General features: G+C 56.2%; 21 protein-coding genes, 1 tRNA gene and 1 pseudogene. 4 read left to right on the top strand and 19 right to left on the bottom strand.

The genetic code is table 11. The annotated features are described in order from the left end of the window. Window positions 1–71: 71 nt before the first annotated feature. The 17 genes and pseudogenes from RQH86_RS08560 to uvrB form a co-directional block, all read right to left on the bottom strand. Window positions 72–569, bottom strand: a complete 498-nt coding sequence (locus tag RQH86_RS08560; RefSeq protein ID WP_161556503.1) for a DUF4189 domain-containing protein — start codon at window positions 567–569, stop codon at window positions 72–74. 1 nt (window position 570) lies between these two features. Further along, window positions 571–1,080, bottom strand: a complete 510-nt coding sequence (locus RQH86_RS08555; protein ID WP_311260573.1) for a type IV secretion system protein — start codon at window positions 1,078–1,080, stop codon at window positions 571–573. A gap of 737 nt (window positions 1,081–1,817) precedes the next feature. Further along, window positions 1,818–2,981, bottom strand: coding sequence for a type IV secretion system protein (locus RQH86_RS08550; protein ID WP_311260572.1), 1,164 nt, complete (start codon window positions 2,979–2,981; stop codon window positions 1,818–1,820). A gap of 70 nt (window positions 2,982–3,051) precedes the next feature. Continuing rightward, on the bottom strand, window positions 3,052–3,903 hold the full coding sequence (locus tag RQH86_RS08545; RefSeq protein ID WP_153066257.1) for a hypothetical protein: 852 nt from the start codon (window positions 3,901–3,903) through the stop codon (window positions 3,052–3,054). Between the two features lie 29 nt (window positions 3,904–3,932). Continuing rightward, window positions 3,933–6,371 carry a VirB4 family type IV secretion/conjugal transfer ATPase gene (locus RQH86_RS08540; RefSeq protein ID WP_115528334.1) on the bottom strand — a complete coding sequence of 813 codons (2,439 nt, stop codon included), beginning with the start codon at window positions 6,369–6,371 and terminating at the stop codon, window positions 3,933–3,935. Window positions 6,372–6,451: 80 nt separating this feature from the next. Further along, entirely contained in the window at window positions 6,452–6,760 is a 309-nt protein-coding gene (locus RQH86_RS08535; RefSeq protein ID WP_311238407.1) for a VirB3 family type IV secretion system protein, read from the bottom strand. Further along, window positions 6,753–7,145, bottom strand: coding sequence for a TrbC/VirB2 family protein (locus tag RQH86_RS08530; RefSeq protein ID WP_311238406.1), 393 nt, complete (start codon window positions 7,143–7,145; stop codon window positions 6,753–6,755). The genes RQH86_RS08535 and RQH86_RS08530 overlap by 8 nt, the downstream gene beginning before the upstream one ends. A gap of 70 nt (window positions 7,146–7,215) precedes the next feature. After that, window positions 7,216–8,142 carry a transglycosylase SLT domain-containing protein gene (locus tag RQH86_RS08525; protein WP_311238404.1) on the bottom strand — a complete coding sequence of 309 codons (927 nt, stop codon included), beginning with the start codon at window positions 8,140–8,142 and terminating at the stop codon, window positions 7,216–7,218. Between the two features lie 41 nt (window positions 8,143–8,183). Further along, window positions 8,184–9,215, bottom strand: a complete 1,032-nt coding sequence (gene virB11 / locus RQH86_RS08520) for a P-type DNA transfer ATPase VirB11 (protein WP_115005812.1) — start codon at window positions 9,213–9,215, stop codon at window positions 8,184–8,186. 12 nt (window positions 9,216–9,227) lie between these two features. Next, window positions 9,228–10,499: a TrbI/VirB10 family protein gene (locus tag RQH86_RS08515; protein ID WP_311238403.1), complete on the bottom strand. Its 1,272-nt coding sequence runs from the start codon at window positions 10,497–10,499 to the stop codon at window positions 9,228–9,230. After that, entirely contained in the window at window positions 10,496–11,269 is a 774-nt protein-coding gene (locus RQH86_RS08510) for a TrbG/VirB9 family P-type conjugative transfer protein (RefSeq protein WP_115528339.1), read from the bottom strand. The genes RQH86_RS08515 and RQH86_RS08510 overlap by 4 nt, the downstream gene beginning before the upstream one ends. Continuing rightward, window positions 11,266–12,189 (bottom strand): type IV secretion system protein, encoded by a 924-nt coding sequence (locus RQH86_RS08505; RefSeq protein WP_115528340.1) that lies wholly within the window; start codon window positions 12,187–12,189, stop codon window positions 11,266–11,268. The genes RQH86_RS08510 and RQH86_RS08505 overlap by 4 nt, the downstream gene beginning before the upstream one ends. 65 nt (window positions 12,190–12,254) lie before the next feature. Further along, a complete protein-coding gene (locus tag RQH86_RS08500; protein ID WP_238155968.1) occupies window positions 12,255–12,683 on the bottom strand; it encodes a hypothetical protein in 429 nt (142 codons plus the stop codon). Between the two features lie 561 nt (window positions 12,684–13,244). Continuing rightward, window positions 13,245–14,147 (bottom strand): annotated as a pseudogene (locus RQH86_RS08495) (type IV secretory system conjugative DNA transfer family protein); the annotation flags it as partial. A gap of 198 nt (window positions 14,148–14,345) precedes the next feature. Continuing rightward, on the bottom strand, window positions 14,346–14,588 hold the full coding sequence (locus RQH86_RS08490) for a hypothetical protein (RefSeq protein WP_115529095.1): 243 nt from the start codon (window positions 14,586–14,588) through the stop codon (window positions 14,346–14,348). 609 nt (window positions 14,589–15,197) lie between these two features. Beyond that, window positions 15,198–15,272, bottom strand: a tRNA-Val gene (locus RQH86_RS08485). 96 nt (window positions 15,273–15,368) lie between these two features. Continuing rightward, window positions 15,369–17,390 (bottom strand): excinuclease ABC subunit UvrB, encoded by a 2,022-nt coding sequence (gene uvrB, locus RQH86_RS08480; protein ID WP_115528341.1) that lies wholly within the window; start codon window positions 17,388–17,390, stop codon window positions 15,369–15,371. A gap of 140 nt (window positions 17,391–17,530) precedes the next feature. Here uvrB and RQH86_RS08475 point away from each other — a divergent pair, with 140 nt between their 5' ends. Next, window positions 17,531–18,073: a GspH/FimT family pseudopilin gene (locus RQH86_RS08475; protein ID WP_115529096.1), complete on the top strand. Its 543-nt coding sequence runs from the start codon at window positions 17,531–17,533 to the stop codon at window positions 18,071–18,073. A gap of 228 nt (window positions 18,074–18,301) precedes the next feature. On the opposite strand, the gene RQH86_RS08470 is transcribed toward RQH86_RS08475, so the two are convergent. Both RQH86_RS08470 and RQH86_RS08465 read right to left on the bottom strand, forming a co-directional pair. Further along, a complete protein-coding gene (locus tag RQH86_RS08470) occupies window positions 18,302–18,622 on the bottom strand; it encodes a hypothetical protein (RefSeq protein ID WP_311238402.1) in 321 nt (106 codons plus the stop codon). Next, window positions 18,619–18,792, bottom strand: coding sequence for a hypothetical protein (locus RQH86_RS08465; protein WP_311238401.1), 174 nt, complete (start codon window positions 18,790–18,792; stop codon window positions 18,619–18,621). Before RQH86_RS08465 ends, RQH86_RS08470 begins: the two co-directional genes overlap by 4 nt. A gap of 720 nt (window positions 18,793–19,512) precedes the next feature. Here RQH86_RS08465 and RQH86_RS08460 point away from each other — a divergent pair. Genes RQH86_RS08460 through arsH form a run of 3 tightly spaced genes read left to right on the top strand, consistent with a single transcriptional unit; the run spans window position 19,513 to window position 21,045 of the window. Beyond that, window positions 19,513–19,851 carry a metalloregulator ArsR/SmtB family transcription factor gene (locus tag RQH86_RS08460; protein ID WP_311238400.1) on the top strand — a complete coding sequence of 113 codons (339 nt, stop codon included), beginning with the start codon at window positions 19,513–19,515 and terminating at the stop codon, window positions 19,849–19,851. Between the two features lie 58 nt (window positions 19,852–19,909). Beyond that, the gene (gene arsC / locus RQH86_RS08455; protein ID WP_343237794.1) at window positions 19,910–20,323 is read left to right on the top strand and encodes an arsenate reductase (glutaredoxin); all 414 of its coding nucleotides are present in this window, start codon (window positions 19,910–19,912) and stop codon (window positions 20,321–20,323) included. Beyond that, window positions 20,320–21,045, top strand: coding sequence for an arsenical resistance protein ArsH (arsH, locus tag RQH86_RS08450; protein WP_311238398.1), 726 nt, complete (start codon window positions 20,320–20,322; stop codon window positions 21,043–21,045). Before arsC ends, arsH begins: the two co-directional genes overlap by 4 nt. Window positions 21,046–21,061: the final 16 nt, after the last annotated feature.

The raw sequence follows: 21,061 nt of genomic DNA, 5'->3' as shown, positions 1-21,061 counted from the left end.
TACTGCCAACACTAGATCTTAGAACCAACCCTAAAAAACGGCGAACCCAATACAAACACCCTTCATTGCCACTAACGATAACTCCGGAACTCGGACTGACTGCATTCCGAATAAGTTATTTTACAATCCGAGCTACCACATTTTTCTAAAGCACCTTTCTCTGCCAGCCTTGTGGTGCTCTCTGTATAAGTTATTGAAAGATTAACTTGATAAGAAGATGCCTGGGCAACACAGGCATTTTTGTAAACTAAAGTAACCTTACATCCCTCACCACCCGCCTTCTTGCAAAATTTTAAAGCAGTCGAGCGAGCCGAATTTTTGGAACTTTCCTTTGCCGAAACACCCAAAATCGAGCTATCTGCACTTCGCGCCAAGGCACCCCATTTAGTTTTCCACTCCCCGCTCGCTTGTGGCGAAGCGCCTTCTGCTGTATTCATCGGAGCACATCCGGAGACACCCTGCCCCCCTATTGGATAGTAACCAGCGGGGCAGGAGCCTTCAGCGGAAGCTGAAAATGCACAGAAAAAACCAAGAAAAATCATTGAGCGAAAAGTATTCTTGATGATCATGTTATTCCTCACCGCTTCTTCGCGAAGAGCGTGCATTTGGCTGTTGCTCTGAGTAGCTGTTGGCTCCAGAAACACGAGCATCTGGTCTACTTCTAGACTCGCCGTCGCCAGAGCTACCACTCGGCTGAGCAGGCACATCCGATCCCGGCGCCTGCCCCTGCGGCCCAGGCGATCCGCCGGCCGAGGCCGCACCGCCAATCTGCGAGTACGCCATGAAGATGCCCAGCGTGCCCTGGAAGAAGAAAGCAGCCATCGGCGGAGTCGTCAGGATCAGGAGCGTCAACAATACGCCCATCCCGCCCGTTTGCATGGCCTGGCTTGTGATGCCGTTCGTGAAGTCCATCTCCAGCACCATGCCCAGCCCCTTGACCGCCCAGAGCGATCCGGCCACCTTGACAACCATCTTCATGCAGATCGACACCATGGCAGCCAGCACGTCCATCGAGAACATCGTGCCGATCCCGTAGAGCAGCCACTTCTGGAACAGCTGCTTGGTCTGATCGAAAAGAATGCGAGGGTAAACAACATCCTAAAACCAAGAGAATCACAACTGCAGCTCACTAGAGCGCCTGAAGCCCGTCCTCTTGCAACCTTTCGACATTTCTGGAAAGCGTCTTCTTTGGATTCCGTCTTGAAGAAAAGCGATCACTCCATTGCCTTCGACATAGACCAGTTACAATACGACGCCTACCACAATCAAACCCAGAGAGACCATTCAAAAACTCTTAAACACTGGCTCTGAGCAAACAGAATAGACTAATTTACAAGAGTTACCCGATTTCTTTTTACAGGAACTATCAGAGTTACGCTGAGCGGCCTCCAAATTAGGCCCACTCTCAATCGCGTAGACACCCCCTCCAATCACTTGCGACATGCCAATACAAGCATTTCTAAACGTATATTTAATTGCGCACGCCTGTGAACTGCCGGTACAGGCATCTATAGCAGACTTTGAGGCGTCACGCTTGCTCAACTTGCCCGACGAGGTTCCCATGGTACCGTCTGGTGACATAGCGAACGCCCCCCAGGTTTTTATCCACTTACCGGTCGCCCTCGGTGCCGCATCTGAGCCTGAACCACCTTGTGGTATAGGAGCGCAACCTGCAGCGCCTTGACCTCCAATTGGATAATATCCCGGAGGGCAATTACCCTCGGCCGGTGATTCAAAAGATAAAAAAATCAAAAAAAATAGTAGTGCAATTCTAGTCATGATTACATCCTAAGGCACGAGTCGTTCAAGTTAAATTTTCAGCCACGAGAGCGACTGGTACCATTTGACGTTGGTGCTTGGGCCATCATGCCAGAAGAAGCGTTGGACCCTGAGTGCGCACCTGAATTAGGTGAAGCAACTCGCACTTCTGGTGCCGAAGAAGAAGCCGAAGATCCATTATCTTTAGTAGGACTAGGCGGAGTGTACGACCCCGGCGCCTGCCCCTGCGGCCCAGGCGATCCGCCGCCGCCAGTTGCACCGCCAATCTGCGAGTACGCCATGAAGCTGCCCAGCGTGCCCTGGAAGAAGAAAGCAGCCATCGGCGGAGTCGTCAGGATCAGGAGCGTCAACAATACGCCCATCCCGCCCGTTTGCATGGCCTGGCTTGTGATGCCATTCGTGAAATCCATATCCAGCACCATGCCCAGCCCCTTGACCGCCCAGAGCGATCCGGCCACCTTGACAACCATCTTCATGCAGATCGACACCATGGCAGCCAGCACGCCCATCGAGAACATCGTGCCGATCCCGTAGAGCAGCCACTTCTGGAACAGCTGCTTGGTCTGTTCGAAGAGCAGGCACAGGATGAACAGCGGACCAAAGCCGACGAACATCGCAATAGCCACCTGGTACAGCAACAACATGGCGGCAGCCGTCAGCGCCGGACCACCGGTGCCGATACCTGTCATCCACATCGCGGTGGCTTTTTCCTCTTGCAGTCCCTTGTCATCCACCACCTGTAGGGAATCGATCGTGGTCAGCGCAACTTGCATCCAGGCCAGGCTTTGGTCGATCTGCTCCTCCGCCGTTTCATCCTCGTTGCCGGTGATCAGGCCCGTGATTTCCTGAGGAACGTCCACCGCCAGAAACTGATGCAGATCCTGGCCAAACATCCCCATTGAGGAGGCGACCATGACCACGAGCGCGCCGCGCGCCATACCAGTGACCAAAGCCATCATAGAGTCCCGGCTCTTGCCCGTGATGATGAGGTAGCCCTGCAACAGGATCCATAACGTCATCAATGTCAAAGCGATTCCGCCGACCCAGACCATCAGGCGACGCATCGTCTCAAGGCCGAAATTATAAATTTCGATCCGGAGATACTCGATGATGGCCTGGAAGAAGAAAAAATCTCCTATCGAGCCACTGTCGGCCACACGCATCGTGGGCAGCCAACCGGAAACTGTACTAGCGATGTCCATAACCATGAGACACGTTCCTTAATTCCAACGATGCCGAAGCGAAAGCTTCGGCCAAATTCCCGATAGACTTTTACTTGGTTTGCTCGTTTTTCAACGCAGCACGTAACGCCAGATTCTTCACAACGGTCCCCAGCAGCACCTCTTTTCCCTTGAGTGCCTGCTTCGCTAACGATTTCTGCTTGTCCTCCATCAGAACGATGTAGGTCTCATACGCTTGATTTCGAGAGGTCCACGTTGACATCTGGATATCCATCGAATTCGACAACACCTTGAGCTTATACATCGCTTGCGCCATCTGCCCAGGCGTTCTGTTGCCGATATTACCCCTGGCAATGATGTCCAACTCACGCTGAAACGCGGGCATTGTCGTCTCCAGAAAGTCGATAGAATCGTTGTATCGCTTATTCTTCAACATCTGGATAAACGCGCAAGTCTTCTTCTGCTGTTTGTCGATCCCCTCCGTGTTGAGGGTTTCCTGGACCTTACTGAGTACGATCTCCTTCAACCCAGACACGCTGAAAATGCTTGGGGCCTCGCCCCCACAGCGCTCACGCACCATGAAATCTTCGTCTACCTTTACCAACTTGACCCCGCCAGGAAGCAAGGACTGATACGTACTCAGGTCAATGAGTGCCATCGCCGCATCATACTGCTGCTTCCAACGCTGCGCCGTATCGATAAAATTTTGAATTTCTTTCGCATAATGTGCATTATCTTTTGCGAACTGTGCGTAAGACTGTATTTCTTGGAGGAAGTTTTCTACGAAATTCGTTGGATCGAAGAAAACTAGAGCCTGACTATTGAGAGAGATCGTGCAGCCGACAGCCAGGACCAATGCACGCAGCTTGCCTTTCAGCTTTATCGATTTGCGACCAGACCCACTTTGAACAGTCATCTTCTCTCTCCAGCTTCCCTTATTCATTGAGCACAGCTCCTTAGACACAACTGACACTAGGCCGCGGCAACTTGCCGCTTACTACGAGACCCTTTGCGCTTTTCATAGAAATTTTCCAACCAATCTTCAGGCGACAACTCACTGATATGAATACCCCGCTTCGAAGCGGCATCCTGAATTACGCGATGCATGACCTCAATATTATCAGTCGACGCAGAGATTACCGACAGCGCATCATCCATACCGCGCAGATTAAGCTGACATACGCTCGATGCATGCCCCTGCTTTACCAAGAAGCAGCGCGACCGCTCGTCCAACGCAGTGACAACCTGGAATTCTGCATCGGTCAGTTTCAGACCTTCGATGTAGTCTTCCCTGCTTGCATTCGGATTGGGTAGCAGGATCAGCGTGGCGGTCTGCTCGATCAGGGCCGCAGCGATGTCGCTCTTCAATGCATCTTCGGGGCTTTGCGTGGCAAAGATACCCATACCGTTTTGTTTACGAATGGTCTTCTGCTTGTTCTTGGCAAATTCCTTCAGGCCACCTTCGCCGTCCAGGATCTTCCAGAACTCATCCATTACATAAATGAGCGGCCGCCCATCGATTAGGGACTCAAGCTTATGCAGCAGATAATTGATGACCGGTACGCGAACTTCCGGGTTATCGATCACGTCGGTGTAATCGAAGCCGATAATGTTCGCGCGACTCAGGTCGACCGTATCAACCGGATTGTCGAACACCCAACCGAGCGAATTGCCCGACGTCCAGCGCCGCATACGCGCATACAAGCCGTCATCCCCCATGTTGGGGAGGCTCTTTTGAAAATTGCTCATGCTACGCAGGTGCATTGGCGTATCGAGCATGTTCTCGACCGCCCGGTAGATATCCTCTTCCTCGCGCGAGGTGTACTCACGCTTGCCAGCCAGCACCTTGATCAGGTCTGCCAGAAACTGGACGTTCTCTTCCGAGCGCTCGCACTGGAACGGGTTGAACCCGGTAGGCTGACCGTTCTCGAGTGCAAGATAATTTCCACCGCAGGCGCGCACGAAGATTTCAGCACCACGATCCTTGTCGAAGAAGAAGATCGTCGGCGACGGCTCGTATTTCTGCACCTGACTCAACAGGAAGTTGATCAGCGCCGTCTTACCAGTACCCGACTTGCCGATCACCATCGTATTGGCGATCGCCTTTTCCCCCAGCGAGTTCTCCGAAGGATGGGTCGCGTGGAAATTGAAATAATACGGCTGGCCGTTGGTGGTCTGCAGCGTCGTGACGCAGTCTCCCCACGGATTATTATGCTGTTTGCCGGTCGCAAAGTTATGCAGCGGCGACAAGCCAAGGAAGTTCAGCGAACTGATGTTGGCTAGTCGCGTCCTGTAGCGCCAGTTACCAGGCAGCTGGGAATAGAAGGACGACGCAATTGCGATGTCTTCCTTGGCAGAAACAAAACTTGCATTGGATAGCTCGGCGCGGGTCGACGCGATATTCTGCGACAGGCGTTCCTGGCTATCCGCATAGATGGCTACCAGAAAGTGATATTCGCCAAGCACAAAGTTGCCTGACGACAGTTGATCCATTGCCTGATCCAGCTCCACGATCTGACTGACGGCCTTGTCACCGGAGGAAATCATCATGCCCTTGGTACGATCCAGTACTTTCAAGGCATCCTGCCGCCCCATTGGGCTGAAGGAATGGGTGATCACATACTCAAAGTCGAGATATTTCAGGCCATTGAGGATGCCGGGGAAGGTGGCCTCAGCGTACTCCTTGATATTGAGGATGGCCCCGAAGTGGTTGCCTCCGTTCGGCGTCGTCACCAGGAAGTCGCCCGTCTTCGGCGAAAACGTGTGCCGACTGACCGGCAGATAATCTCTGATCGGCGCAGCTAGCACCGGAACCGGCTCATCGATCCGGTTGATCAGATAGCCAAAGAACTCAAGCGCCTCGGAAAAGACGACCCCATTCTTTGCCTCGTACATGCCAAGGCGATAAGGAGAGTAGTCGCGAATCACGGCTTCAACGTTGCCGGCCATTTCCATCAACTTGGCAACTGCCTGATTCTGCTCTGCCTGCAACTTCTCGACATTGGTCGACTTTTCCACGAAACGCTTGCCCGCCACCACTGGGCGGTAAATCATGGTCAGATACAGCTCGTTCTGCATGATCCGCTGCGCCGAGAGCATTTCAAAATACTCATCCGACAGTTCTTGATTAAAGCGTTGCCGAAAGGAACTCTTGCTTTTGAGGCGACGCTTGCGGCGCACATCGTGAACCCAGAATGCAACGTTCACGAAATCAGGGGCGCGCAGAGTCTGCAGCAGACGGTTGAAAGTGTTGTGCTTGTGTTCCAGATCCCAGTCTTCACGGCCCACGAAGGGCAGCCCTTCCAAGTGCCATGTAATCAGGAAATCGCCGCCCGTGGTCTTGATGACCGCAGGTGCAACATGGGATGACAACGTAATGAAGTCACCAATTGGCGCATCTGGACTGAACATGCTCTATTCCATTGAAAACACGTAACTAGGGACGTTCCATGCAACGAACCGGCAGACCAGCTGCCGGTTCGTTGCTTACTTCAATCTTTCGGCGCGGGTGTTCGGCGATAGTTGTTAGGCGAAAACACCCAGTTCCCGGAGTGATTGCCAACATTCCTGACCTTCAACTGAAATTGGACCTTCAGCCCGAGCATCCGGAAAATCATCTCATCACGGCGAGCCATCTGTCGGAGGACAAATATCTCCAGAGGAATGGCCGTCATGACCCACATCCTAGTGTAGAGGGACAGCAAGAACGTCCCCCCCACGATTATGAAGAACGGCAGGTACGGAACGCCCATGAACATTGCCGGGCGCGTGCAACCTCTAAAGACGGCGTTCTTATGCATTCATGTACTGGCTGAGGTGCGTCACCATCGCGGAGCACTTCTCGCCATCCTCGCCGATCAACATCGTCGCAATCTGCCCGGCAGCACCGATGAAAACACCGCCGATCAGGATGGGCGCAACGTCGCCGATACGTTTGTGGGCAAATGCGATCTGGTACCCCGAGAAAATCACGGCGATAGTCACAACTGCAATCGACGCCATACTGAGCAGGCCATTGATGTCTTCGAAGAAGCTACAGACTCTTTTGTCCGTGCCGCCGTACGAGGTACCGCCGTTTGTCGCCAGCGCAGCACCCGAAGCAAACAGGGCAACCGACGCGACGGCATAAGCAATGGTCTTGAGCGTACGACGTGCATTTGCGATGTCTTGGTTATTCAACTTCACTGTCAATCTCCTTGATGATGGTCTAGCGACAACTACTGGCTGGCACTGCCGGCCGTTGGGGTTGCAATCGTCAAAAAACGAATGCGGTATCTACACTTGGTACGGTAGGCAACGCGGGGGGATTTGCCTGACCGGCGGGGCGCGCGACGTTCGCCTTTTCTCCCCAGGGACGCAGCATCACCGGGCCCGACGGGTTGGTCGCACCACTTGCGGACTCGCGCTGCATTTCAGCCATTGACTCAGCTTCCGCATCCCCTTGGCTTGGACCGCCGCGCTTGGTCAGCGCACCGGCAACAACGTTGGCAAGCGCCGCATCGGCCGTCCTGACCAACGCTCCACGGGCGTAGTCGGAAACGCTCGCAGGCGCGATCACAAGTGCTGGATCACCGTTACGCTGAGGTACCAATTGTGCCCTTTGTGCCATTCCCTGCACCCTCTCACCTGTGTCCTGGGCTACGATTCTACGCTCTATTTGTACGTTCTGAGGGACCGTTGCCTGACGTGGCGCCGGCGCCCGCCCGGTGCTTACAACGGGGATGGGCGCGACAGCTTCAGCGCCTCGCTGGCCTTGAATGGATGCGTAGATTTTTTGCACATAGCCATGTCGATACCCGGTGACGAAGTTCCCCGAGTAGTAGCAGCTGAACGATTTACCCCAGTCATTTCCGGAGCGTGAATAGCATTCAGCCAGAATTTTCGAGCCCGCCTGGAGGTTGGAGCACTGGTGAAATGCTTTCTCGTAGGAGCCGAGACCGTACTTGGCCAGGTTGTACCGGTTTACCTGAGCCAGACCAACGGAAAAGTTGTAGCCCTTTTCCTCGAGCATTTTGGCCGTTGCCAGTGCCTCCCCCATGTTCGTCGGTTGACGCGCGAGCTTTCCGCCCACGACGCCAATCGCGTACGGGTTGCTGGAAGACTCAACGTTCACCACATGCTGCATGACAGACATGGGGACCGCCATGTCTGAACACGCAGCCATTTCAAGTCCAGGAAGCATGATTCACCTCATCTCCTTAAAGTTACAGCCATCACCTGACATCAACTGAAGGCGCGCTCAGGATTGAAGTCGATGCCTGTGATGTAACGGCGGCCAGCATGCGCCTTGATGTGCACCACCACGTCAATCGTCATCATCAGCAAGCGCTTGATGATCGCAAATTCCAGGCCTGAGCCCTCGTTGGAAGCCTTGACCATCAGCGCCAACTGATCCCATGTCTGTTCCGGACTGCCGGCATGGCAACTTGTGATCGAACCGGGGTGACCAGATGCGCAATTGCGGATGAAGTAAAACGCCTCATCGCCCCGTAACTCGGCAAGAATGATTCGGTCCGGCTTCATGCGCAGACACGCTTCCATGCAGCTCTTGGCCGACACATTGCTTGCACTCTGCCCACCCTTCGAATAAAGCAGATGAACGGTGTTTTGCTGTGTCAGGAACAGTTCCCTGGCGTCTTCGATCGTGACGAGGCGCTCGTTCTCGGGAATATGGTGGACCAGCGACTTCATGAACGTGGTCTTGCCGCTACCTGTTGCACCGGAAACAACAATATTCTTCTTGTAAAGAACGGCGCGCCTGAAGAATTCAGCGTAATTGCGGGTGTGCCGCAGCTCCAGCAGCTCGCGATCCTGCTCGGTCAGGCTGTGGCCCGTCTCAAGGATCTGGTCGAAGAATCCATCCTCCTGATACTGCGCCAGCGTCTTCATGTGCTTGGACGGAAGACGGATGGTAATCGACACTTTGCCCGCATCGCATGCCGGCGGGATCACAAATTGAGCACGCTGCCCTGTGGGGAACGTCAATGAAACCACAGGGTCAGCATCGGTGATTCGCTGCCCCGTGTTGCTTTCATTGACAACCGCGGTGCAGAACTGCCGAGCGCGCTCGAAGGTCAGACTCGGCACCTCAACTCGCTGCCAACCAGACGCCGTTTCAAGATAGAGCTCTCCTGGACGGTTGATGCAGATTTCCGTCACTTCCTTGGAGGTCATGTACTCATGAATTCCCAGCACCTCGTACTGGTAGCGCAGAAACTCACTCGATACGTCAGCAATCTTGGACTCGGCGTCCATCACATCTACCTGTCAGCGGCGCCGCGCAAGCACGGCAGTAAAATCAACATCTTTCGCCACGTACACATTCACCACGACACCCTGGTTGATCGTGACCGTAGGCGGTCGACGCATGTTTTCATTGAGCGCCTCACCTGCAAGGCGCTCCATGGTGCGTGCGGTGGAACTTTCGTAGGGCTGCTGAATCGCCAGACCATTGCCGGTGATCGTCGTCGTCTCGGGGCCACTTTCGGCCGCCGCATACTTGAAGATGTCAGCCAGCATACTGATCATCAGCGCGGACGTGATGCGACTGCCCCAGTGCGCACTGTACTGACCCGGATGTCCTGCACCGCCCAACTGATCGACACCCGGGCTGGACATCGCAACATCGATTCCATTCGGTGTGGTGATGCGATCCCAGATGACAGAAACGCGCTTGCCACTCGGACCACCACCATAGCTGCCATAAATCTTGGAACCCTTAGGCAAAAGCAGACTACGTCCATTGATGGAATAAACCGGCTCCGTCAACAGACACGACGTGAAGCCAGGCACGTCAGTGATAATGCGTGTCTCAAGTACGCATCTCAGGTATGTACCTCTGACCAGGAGCGCGTCTGGATGGTTGATGAAACTGGCACTTGAGACATCATCCACGTCGGGGCCGCGCTTGGGTCCGTTACTTGCCGGAACCGGCTCGCCACCCGGCATCCGCGACATCAACTGACGGTACACATCGTCCGACGACTGCGACGACTGCGACGGCTCACCTGAACCAGAATCAGCTCCCGCGCTCTGCCCCCCTGACCCCATTCCGGTGGATGCCATGCGACGTTCGAGCAGCGTAGGACCACGATCACGTGCTTGCGCGTCGGGCATCGACTGAAAGTTGACCTGCTGAGGCGGTGAGCTGGGAAGCTCGGGCACCACATCGATCGCTTCCGGCTCGCGGGTCTGCTGGACCGGCTCTTGGTCGCGCTGCAGGCTGGGAATCGTCGGAGTAGCGGTACGTGCTACCTGCGTTTCCTTCTTTGGCGCCTCTTCGTCATCGCGCGACTTACGAAGCACCAAAAAGCCCATCAAGACAAGCAACGCTACGATACCGGCCAGGAACACCAGCGCCTTCCTGTTCAACCGCTGATCTTCGGCGCTTCGTAAGGTCGGCGCGGCAGCATCCAGATTTGGGGCATCGCCCTGCGCACGGTTGTAGTAGGGGTTAGAACCCAGCGCTTCCTCGTGAGTACCAGCAGCCGCATCGGCCTGCTCACGACCTTGGTCGTTGTTAGAAGTATTTGGACTCATTTCTTTGCATTCCTTCGCAGCCCGACCACGTTATCACCGTGACGGATGACCAGATAAGGGTAGGTCCCATGCACGACCAACGTATTCCCTTCGACAGTAGTGTTCACCACGAAGTCTTCGCCGTGCTCCTGCTCACGACCAAACACTGCCGGAAAGCTACCGGTCTGGAACTCAGGAGACGGATTCAACTTCAAGTAGGTGAAGCGACCATCGTCATATGCACTGACTGGTATGAGCCAAGCTTTTTTCTTGCTTCGCGTTGAATAGGAGTAATCGAAATAATACTGACGATCCTTTGCCAGCTCACTACTCAGCAGCGGCTTGACTTCTTCTTCCACCGCTTTTTGTGCGACCGCGAACTGCGTGTCGCCAGGATAGGTGAATGCGATTTTATATTGCACACCCTCGCGACGCGCCTGCTCGAGCTGGCGCCAATCGGTCGCAACAACTTTCAACTCGAAGATATAAGAATTCAACTCCGTACGAATCATCAGATTCGTATCCACGTCGACATTCTTTGGCTTCAAATAGAAGACATTGCCGCGGCGAGTCAATTCCCAGCCACTACTGAATCCGGTGCTGTAGTCAAGAATCTTTTCGTTTGGACTCAATTCGATCTGCGTCGTAATGCCCAAACCGGTCCGGACCTGATAGATCTGATCTGGTTTGTAGTCGTAATAATCCACCGCCTGTGCCTGCACGGCGACCGGCGATGCGGCAAATGCAACAAGGAGGGCTAATGCAAGCCCATATTTACGTCCACTACTCATCGGTTGCTTGCTCCCTCAGCAGTTCCAATGGAAATCGGTTCGGCCATCTCTGGCTGCACTGTTCGAGTCGCACCAGATCCGATCGCAGGCATTTGCTCTGCCGCGTCGGCAGGAACCTCTGCAGGATCCGCTGGCGCCGCCTGGTCTGCCGGCGCTGCAATTGCTTCGGCATCATCCGTCGGCACAGGCACACCCTTCGAATAATCGGTATCAGCCCGATAATCAGACACCTGGAAACCTAACGGATTAAGCACTCTGTCCTGCTCGGAGAACGCTACATCATTGCGATAGGTAAAACGCATGGTGATGATTCGGCTATCCATGTACTTACTGGTACCGGTCCGCTTATCGAACAAATTTCGTTGAATACGAACCGACGCACCACTGAATCCGCCATCTGAGCGCGCCTCAAGTGGGGTCAAGCTGAGGATCTTGACCCGAATGGCTTTCTCCCGACCGTACATGACGAACGGATTGGCGGGATTGGCCCTTGCATAAAGCTGTCGGTAGGCGGCAGCAACGGGATCCGAAGACATCAAAAAGACCAGATCCCAGTCCCTCAGTCCCATTAGCTGTGAGTCATAAGACTCACGTGCCAGCACATATTGAGCAACATTGCTGCGATTGACTGCCTCGTTCGTGGTGATTGTTTCACCCTGGAAGGTCCCAGTCAGGCGAGCAACGGTTGCAGTACCGGTATAGGCGTCGGCCATCACCAAGAAAGGAATTTTTTCCTTCAGGGGAAGAATGTAAAAATAGCCGCCCGCCAGCACAATCGATAGCGCCACCGAACAACCCGCGACCATCCACGCACGCCGCTCGCTCTTGCGAGCCATGTCGGCTACAGTGATTTCATAACTGACGGCCTTGGCGACAGACTGCTCCACCTTGGCCCCCGCAGCTTCCTTCTTACGGAACATGGGTTATCCGTTGATTACCAAATGCTATCGTCAGGCCAGCCCCCATGCGGAGGCGGCGAAATAATTTACTGATTTATTGCAGTCCCGGCAGCGGAGTTCGCCGCGGGCTGCACAATGATCTTGTTTCCTGCGACCGAGACCGATACGCCCTGTGCCGCATACACAGAGCTCAGGCTAGCCGCCGCCTCGCTCACATTCGTGCTTGCGATTTCGGACACTGCGCCATACAGCGTGTAGTCCGACAGGATCTTGTAGTCCAGCTCCATGCTGGAGTCCTTGGCCCAGCGCTCCAGCATCGCCTTCAACGTCCCGTCCATTGGCGTTGCCTGGTAGACATAGGACTTGTAAAGCGGAATTTCCATAGTCGTCTTGGCAAACCGGTTCACAGGCTTCCAGCGTCCACCGAAGTCTGGAGCAGCCTTGGTCGCGCAAGCGCTGAGCAAAATGACCGCACCCGAGATCACACATAATTTCAAGAACTGCGCTTGCCTCACGCTACATCTCCATGGCGGGAGTGACGGCTTTCGCCAGAGTGGATCAGATCAGCCACTGGCCTGACATGACCCCAGAAGTGTTTTGCGAAACGCACACGCCGAAGGCTGGACGCAACAGGTCCAAGCCCCGAAGAAACCGTGGCGAAAAATGTCAGCTGCATAGAAAAATCATCGAAACGTTCCTTGTTGGAAACCCCGACAGCGTCGCTCCGACCCCGTCTCAGCCAAGTGTCAAATTTGCCCCTGTAAATCTGCACTGACAGAGGCGCCACGTCAAGCATTAGTTAAAATTTCAGCAAAGCGTGCTGCGCCTGAACCATTAAAGTGACCTGCATCACAAATAGAATGAGTGGCTCTCGCTTTTGCCACCCGACCACCCGCGACGTGAAATTTCTACAGCCTTAACAAGTGATCTTGTCAAGCACAATGGGACGAAAAAATTCCTCGCTACCGGTGCATATCGGTAGTCGTGCCCATCATCCCTAGGTCGTGTAGCCCCTTCAATACACGCTACCGTTCCTACAGTTGATGCTCCATGCCTTTCCTTTTTGCGTGTCGGCCACGGGCGTTGAAGTTGATATGACTGAAGAGCAGGCCGATCATGCGGCATCCAGCGATCTTGTTTGGCTGGATGCCGCATCCATCACAGGCTTGATCAACGCTTCAGACGGCTCTTCTGGGGTTTCGATGAGCGGGAAGATCTCATCCACTGACAGCATGTTGGCAAATGCGGATCTGGGGTTGCTGCTACGGAACCCTTGCTCGGGCAGCGACTTCAGTTGTGTCTTGAGGTAAGTACGTCGCCGGACGACAGGCGATAGCTCATACACAGCGTGGGCGCGCCTGCCCTGGCGTGAAAGCCAAGCGAGAGCTTCTCGTAACGGCTCTCGAACAGATGCAGAGCAAATCCCACTAACGCATTGCGCGCTTGGCTGACAAAGGTTGCCTGTTCGCCCATTACATCCCGAAAGGGCTCTGCCGCGATGCCCATCAGGTCCAACACGCGGAATGGGGGGACGTTCGACACGTTAGGCCAGGGGATTCCGGCGATGGGTAAGCCGATCTTCCGCGAACAGATTGAAGAGAAGGACCTCACGGTCTGGCTGGCGCGCCAACCTGTAATCAGATCGGCTTTCCCCTCGCTTGATGTCGAGCAAAACGGTCGATTCCTGGCAGTCAAGCAGGTTCGGGATGACGACACCCACACCCTTGCCTGAGCGCATGGCGCAGCGAGGATCACGACTTGCTGCCAGCTCAAGCGCACCGACTTGCCGTTGAATTTACCGACGATGATGCCGTGTCCGCTTGACTTGGAGGACCCGTGCTTGGCGAGATCGGCGGCCCCAGTGAAGCGTGGATCGCCTTGCAGTGGATGCCCTGGGCTTTAGCAATGCCGGTGCCGGTGCCGGTGCCCCAAACTAGCGCCGGAAAACTGAAACCCCAGGCACCTAGCATTCTGGACTTTGCCGAATGGTGACAACTTGCCACAACGCCCTGGATTGGTCGGCGCCCAAGCTTTAGAGGCTTGAAGCGAGCACCAGCAGTAGCACGGTCATGTACACGGACAGCACACATATCCAGCGAACAACGCCATGGCAGCAAGTGCAATAAATTCAACTTTAAACATGCGCACCGCCTTTAGACGTGCGTGTGGACGTCAGTCTACCGACGGACCAAGGTCTTGTGGTCACCCAGTTCTGCCCTGCGCTCCCGGCTCTCACTCTCGACGAGCGAGTCGATCCACACATTGGCTTGATCCAAGGACAGATCCGGCGTTATTCGCGCGCCCGCATCCGTCACGACCGCATATGCAACCACCTCATCAGGTGCGTACACCTGGTCGCGCGTAATCGCCACGATACGATACCCTCCCTTGGCAAGCACGGTGTACTGATACTCATCCATTACCAGCGTCCTTTTCATAAGCGCAAAGTCGATGCTAAAACAAGACGCGTGACGGACAAAGCGGTTTCGGCCGAGGGCTCGTGACAGCGCAAGTCGAGCTGTGCCGCCTCAAAACCTGAGTTAGTGAACTTGCTGCTGCCCCTCTGCCGGTGCAGCAGCAGACAAACACGCCTTGGCTGACGGTCTCATGCTTGCAATAGTGGACACTCATCACGCGCGCCAAGGTATTTAGTGGTATCGGAAGCCGACGGCCTGCGCCGCGGCATCAGGCATGTTTGCGTGGCAAAAGCTGGGTTGCACGGCCAGTAACCGGTCCGCACCAGTGACTTTCCGATGCCGTCGCCACCTCGTCCTCGTCAAGCCATGTGGTACAACCGCGCGGGATTGCGGGACTCGCTAGAGCATTGCGCAATTGTCAAGATCGCCAAATGCACGACTTTCGATCAGATGTGCCTCGTCGAGTCGAACAAGAAGCTGGAGTTGCTCAAGGGGACTTGATTAGAGGCGCGCCGAAGCTGAAGCAGCTTCTGAATATGTCACCCTCAGGTCAGGAGCAGATATCCCTGCCGATCATGTAACCACTCAAGCCCTTGCTTTCTGGACTTGAAGTGGTGGGCGGTACAGGGTTCGAACCTGTGACCCCTACCATGTCAAGGTAGTGCTCTACCGCTGAGCTAACCGCCCGAATCCTGCGTCAGCATTGCGCTGTGCAGGGCGCGCATTCTAGCGCAGGGTTTTGCCGACCACAAGCCCTCCCTGCGATTCGCCTGTCACTCCGCCCTACCCCAGGCTTGCCGCCTTCAACTTCTGGATCTGGTCGCGAATCTGCGCCGCTGCCTCGAACTCCAGATCCTTGGCGTGCTGATACATCTTTTGCTCCAGGCTCTTGAGCTTGCCGGCAATTTCCGCAGGCTTCATCGCACGATAGTCGGGCGTCTCTTCGGCAACCTGGCGCGACTTCGACCGCCCCTTGCCGGCACGTTTTTCGGCCGCATCCTCGCGCGCGCCCTCCATGATGTCGGAGATCGGGCGCGCCACCGACTTCGGCGTGATGCCGTGTTCGAGGTTGTACTCCACTTGTTTCTCGCGGCGACGGTCGGTCTCGTCGATCGCGGCCTTCATCGAGCGAGTCATCTTGTCGGCATACAGAATCGCCTTGCCGCGCAGATTACGTGCGGCACGACCGATGGTCTGGATCAACGAGCCGGTCGACCGCAGGAAGCCTTCCTTGTCCGCATCCAGAATCGCCACCAATGACACTTCCGGCATATCCAGACCTTCGCGCAGAAGATTGATGCCGACCAGCACATCGAACTTGCCCAGGCGCAGATCGCGAATGATCTCCACGCGCTCGACCGTATCGATATCCGAGTGCAGATAGCGCACGCGAATGCCGTGCTCACTCAGGTACTCGGTCAGGTTCTCAGCCATGCGCTTGGTCAGCGTCGTGACCAACACGCGATCGCCGAGCTTGATGCGCTCGTGCACTTCGGACATCAGGTCGTCGACCTGTGTGCCGACCGGACGTATCTCCACGATCGGATCGATCAACCCCGTGGGACGCACCACCAGCTCGGTGATTTCGCCGGCAGACTCGCGCAACTCGTAAGGACCAGGCGTCGCGGACACGTAGATGCTGCGCGGCGAACGCGCCTCCCACTCTTCGAAGCGTAACGGCCGGTTGTCGAGCGCCGACGGCAGGCGGAAGCCGAACTCCACCAACGTTTCCTTGCGCGAACGGTCGCCCTTGTACATCGCACCGATCTGCGGAATGGTCACGTGCGACTCATCGATCACCAGTAGCGCATCCGGTGGAAGGTAGTCGAATAGCGTCGGCGGCGGCTCGCCTGGCGCCTTGCCGGTGAGATGCCGCGAGTAGTTCTCGATGCCGTTGCAAAAGCCCACTTCGGCCATCATTTCCAGATCGAACTGGGTGCGTTGCGCCAGACGCTGTGCTTCGACCAATTTGTTCTGCGAATACAACTGCTCCAGCCGCTCCTTCAATTCTTCCTTGATCGTGTCGACCGCACTGAGCGTGCGCTCACGCGTGGTGGCGTAATGCGTCTTGGGATACACGGTGTAACGCTGCAGCTTGCGCAGGGTTTCGCCGGTCAAGGGATCGAACAAAGTGAGCTGCTCGATGTCGCCGTCGAACAATTCGATGCGCAAGGCTTCGGTGTCCGACTCCGCCGGGAACACATCCAGCACCTCGCCACGCACACGGAACGCGCCGCGTGTGAGCTCGAATTCGTTGCGGGTGTACTGCAGATCGGTGAGATGGCGGATCAACTGACGCTGATCGATATGCTCGCCCACCGACAGGATCAGACGCAGCGACAGATAGTCCTCCGGCGCGCCCAGGCCGTAGATCGCCGATACCGTGGCAACTACCAGCGAATCGCGCCGCGACAGCAAGGTCTTCGTCGCCGATAGACGCATCTGCTCAATGTGCTCGTTGATCGAACTGTCCTTCTCGATGAAGGTATCCGACGACGGCACGTAGGCTTCGGGCTGGTAGTAGTCGTAGTAGCTGACGAAGTATTCGACGGCATTGTTCGGGAAGAACGACTTGAACTCGCCATACAGCTGCGCCGCCAGCGTCTTGTTCGGCGCCATCACCAAGGTGGGCTTTTGCACCTGCTGCACGACATTGGCGATGGTGTAGGTCTTGCCCGAACCGGTCACCCCCAGCAGGGTCTGCTTGGCCAGGCCGGCCTCGAAGTTGGCCACCAACTTGTCGATGGCCGCCGGCTGGTCGCCGGCCGGGGAGTACGGGGATACGAGCTCAAAACGGTCGGTCATGGAGCGAATCTCGGGGGAAGGCTGCACGAAATATCGGAGGTCAGTGTCAGGAAAAGTCTGACGCATGCATGAGTGAAGCAGGCGTTACCTGGCCGCCGGTCAACGTTGAGACTGCTCGCTCGACCCTAAGGAGAGGCGCGATGCGGGCAGTGACTCATTCGAGCGCGAGAGGGTACACCGCAGTCCAGTTGCTGATCGTGATGGCGGTCATCGGCATCGGTGCAGCCATAGGGTTGCCAAGCGTCAAAAGCCTAATCGAGTGGCAGCGAGCAACCACGCTTGTGCACTTGCTGACGGCGCATCTTGCGATGGCCAGAGGCCTCGCCGTGAGCCAAAGCGCGCCTGTCAGCATTTGCCCGTCTGCAGACGGCACGCGTTGCCACACAGATCGCGACTGGAGCCGCGGATGGATCCTCTTCAAGGATCCAGATCACGGCGGGCAGCCGCTAAGTGCCGCATCCGTGATCAGAGTGGAGCACACCTCCGCCACCGGCGGCATCAACATCACCAGTACAGCTGGACGATCAATCGTCCGCTTCCTCCCGAATGGCCGCAGCAGCGGGACAAACGTCACCATCAGTCTCTGCAGCAACGCTCGGCGACTCGCCGACGTCGTGGTCAACAACTCTGGAAGAGCCCGCACCGTGCGCTATACCACCCTTGCCAGCTGTGCGGGCCGATAAGCAAGCAAACAAAAAGCCGCGACATGTCGCGGCTTTTTGAACATCTTGGCGCCCGAAGTTGGACTCGAACCAACGACCCCCTGATTAACAGTTAGCGCTACTGAGCTTACGAATCAGCACCTTGCGTCACTTATTTTTCCCGGCGGCCGACGCCGGAGGCCTAGTGCGCGCTTAGGCGTCCTGCCAATTTTCCCGATCCTTGCGGTCACCGACCTCGCCCTAGATGGCTCAGGAACGCACCCTTTGAGCGGTCACCTCAGCTCGGATCCTGGCCTCGTGGCGCACGGCCCACATTACGGTGCCACGTCGCCCCTGGTCGAAGCTACTGCACTCACGCTGGACAAAGGGCGCGAACGGTTTGCCAGGCGGCGCCGGCCTTTGGCGCTCCAACAGCACGTACCACTCGCCAGTGAGTCTCTGCACCAACCTGGCCACCTCTTCACCCTCGAAGAAAAGCGCCGTCAGTGGCCCCTTCGCGCCCTGCCACGGCTTGTCCCAGCGGAAACCAGGCGGCAGCACAAGCTCATCGTCGGCATCGATCGCACTCATGCGGCGGCCACCCATAAATAGAAAGCGTGTTGCTGGCCGTTGTGCTTGCTGACCGACTGGCGGCCGCGCTCGAGCATGGCTACGGCCTGGTCTTCCAGCCGCCAGTTCTTACCGCCGGCCGCGTTGACGGGATGGAGGTGTGGCAGCAGGGCGTTGCGGGTCAGTGACACTGCGGAGGATCCGGTGTTAGCGAGAGGCTGTGGCAACCCACTCTAGTGCGCCCTAGTCTCAATTTTTCAGATGACCACCGGGAAGAGGTAATTTAGGTAACCCGCACAGAAGTAATGAAATTTAACCAATAAATTCAATGACATAAGGAAATTTTCCAAAGGTAATTAAAGGGTAATTTCTAGGTAACTGCATTACCTTTTTGCAAGGTAATCCAGCCCATCAAAAAACCCCTTATGAATCAATGACATTACTTTTCCAGGCTTCAGGAATTACCTCAGATTACCCCCTGAGGTAACCTCATATTTTTCTTGCAAATCAGCCGCTTATTTAGTCTTGAACCCATCGAATTACCCGGTTACCTCTTTCCGATGGTCGTCTCGAAATTCTGGAAACTGGGCGGCGGTCGATTTGTCCCCTCCCAAGGCGCCGAAAGCGGGCATGCCGTGCAGGGATCCGCAGGCACTAGCGAGTTGTCAAAACCGGCACGAGCGTCAACAGCTGTGCGCACGACCAAGCCCCGCAGGGCTGCAGAAAAACAGGGGCATGAAGCCCGCAGGCGTGGCGGGGCGACGATTGCGCGCGCCGGCTGGCGGCCGCAGCGGGAGGGCCAAAGCCGCCCGCTGGAGCCGCTATCGCCACTTAGGCCGATATGCGGCACCTACCGCCTCGCAAATTGCACTAACTAGAGCACTCTGCAACTATCCTTGTAGAATTGCGTCATGAAAGATGATTCCGCTGTTGCAGCCCTCTCTGCTCTCGCACACACCGACCGGCTGGTCGCATTCCGAATGCTTGTTCGCGCCGGCCCTGACGGCATGCCGTCGGGGGAGATTGCCGAGCGGCTTTCGATTCCTCCAACACGTATGAGCTTTCATCTCGCGACGCTGGAGCGTGCTCGCCTGCTGCGCTCTTGGCGCGACGGGCGACGTGTCCTGTATGCGGCGAGCTACGAGGACATGCGCCAGCTGCTTGCATTTCTCACCGAGGACTGCTGCTCCGGGAACCCGGAGATCTGCGGTGTTGCCTTGACTCCTTGTGCGTCAGAAACCTGCGCATGAGCCGTCCTCAGCCCTTAACGCCCGTCGCACTGACCTGGCCTAGCTCAAGGAAATAACTGTGATGCTGACGATCTACCACAACCCTGCCTGCGGCACGTCCCGGAACACGTTGGAGATGATCCGCCAATCTGGCGAGGATCCTGAGGTCATCGAATATCTGCAGACCCCGCCGACGCGCGAGAAACTGGTCGAGCTAATTGTCGCGATGGGCATCGCACCTCGCGACCTTTTACGTCAGAAGGGAACGCCGTATGCAGAGTTGGGCTTGGACAATCCCGCCCTCACTGACGCACAGTTGGTGGACGCGATGATTGCGCACCCCATCCTCATCAACCGTCCCATCGTCGTTTCCGATCGGGGCGTTGCGCTGTGCCGGCCATCCGAGAAGGTGCTCGCGCTGCTGGCCAACCCGGTCGCGTCCTTCACGAAAGAAGACGGCGAAGCGGTGACAACAGGCGGAGCGTCAAAGTGATGGATCGCGTTGCCATAGATCTACCGGGTATCGACCCGACACAGCTCACCCGAATCGACGTCGACGCACTGGCCGCGCCCGGCGACCCCAGACATCCGCCCCGCATCCTGGTTCTGTATGGCTCGTTGCGTGAGCGCTCCTATTCGCGGCTGCTGGCAGAGGAAACTGGTCGCCTGCTGGGCTGGTACGGCTGCGACGTACGCATATTCGATCCGCACGAGTTGCCACTGCCCGACGGGGCCGCTCCAGATCATCCGAAGGTGAGTGAGTTGCGCGAACTCGCCTATTGGTCAGAAGGCATGGTTTGGGTCAGCCCGGAGCGCCATGGTGCGATGACCGGGATCATGAAAGCGCAGATCGATTGGATTCCGCTTGCCGACGGTGCCAAGCGCCCGACACAGGGCAAGACGCTGGCAGTAATGCAGGTTTCCGGTGGTTCGCAAAGCTTCAACGCCGTGAACCAGCTGCGCGTGCTCGGCCGGTGGATGCGCATGCTTACGATCCCGAACCAGTCGTCCGTTGCCAAGGCGTTTCAGGAGTTCGATGAGGCCGGGCGTATGAAGCCGTCCGCCTACTATCAGCGCGTCATCGACGTTTGCGAGGAACTGGTGAAATTCACCTGGCTTGTGCGTGGCCGCTCGGCGTATCTGACCGATCGCTATTCCGAGCGAGTTGAAAACGCCGAAGAATTGTCCAAGCGCGTAAATCAGCGCTCCATCTGACCCACTGCGGAGCGCT

Origin of the sequence: Xanthomonas sp. WCS2018Noco2-27 (assembly GCF_031843525.1) — a bacterium.
Taxonomy (GTDB): Bacteria; Pseudomonadota; Gammaproteobacteria; order Xanthomonadales; family Xanthomonadaceae; genus Xanthomonas.
This window is presented reverse-complemented; position numbering and strand designations above follow the sequence as displayed.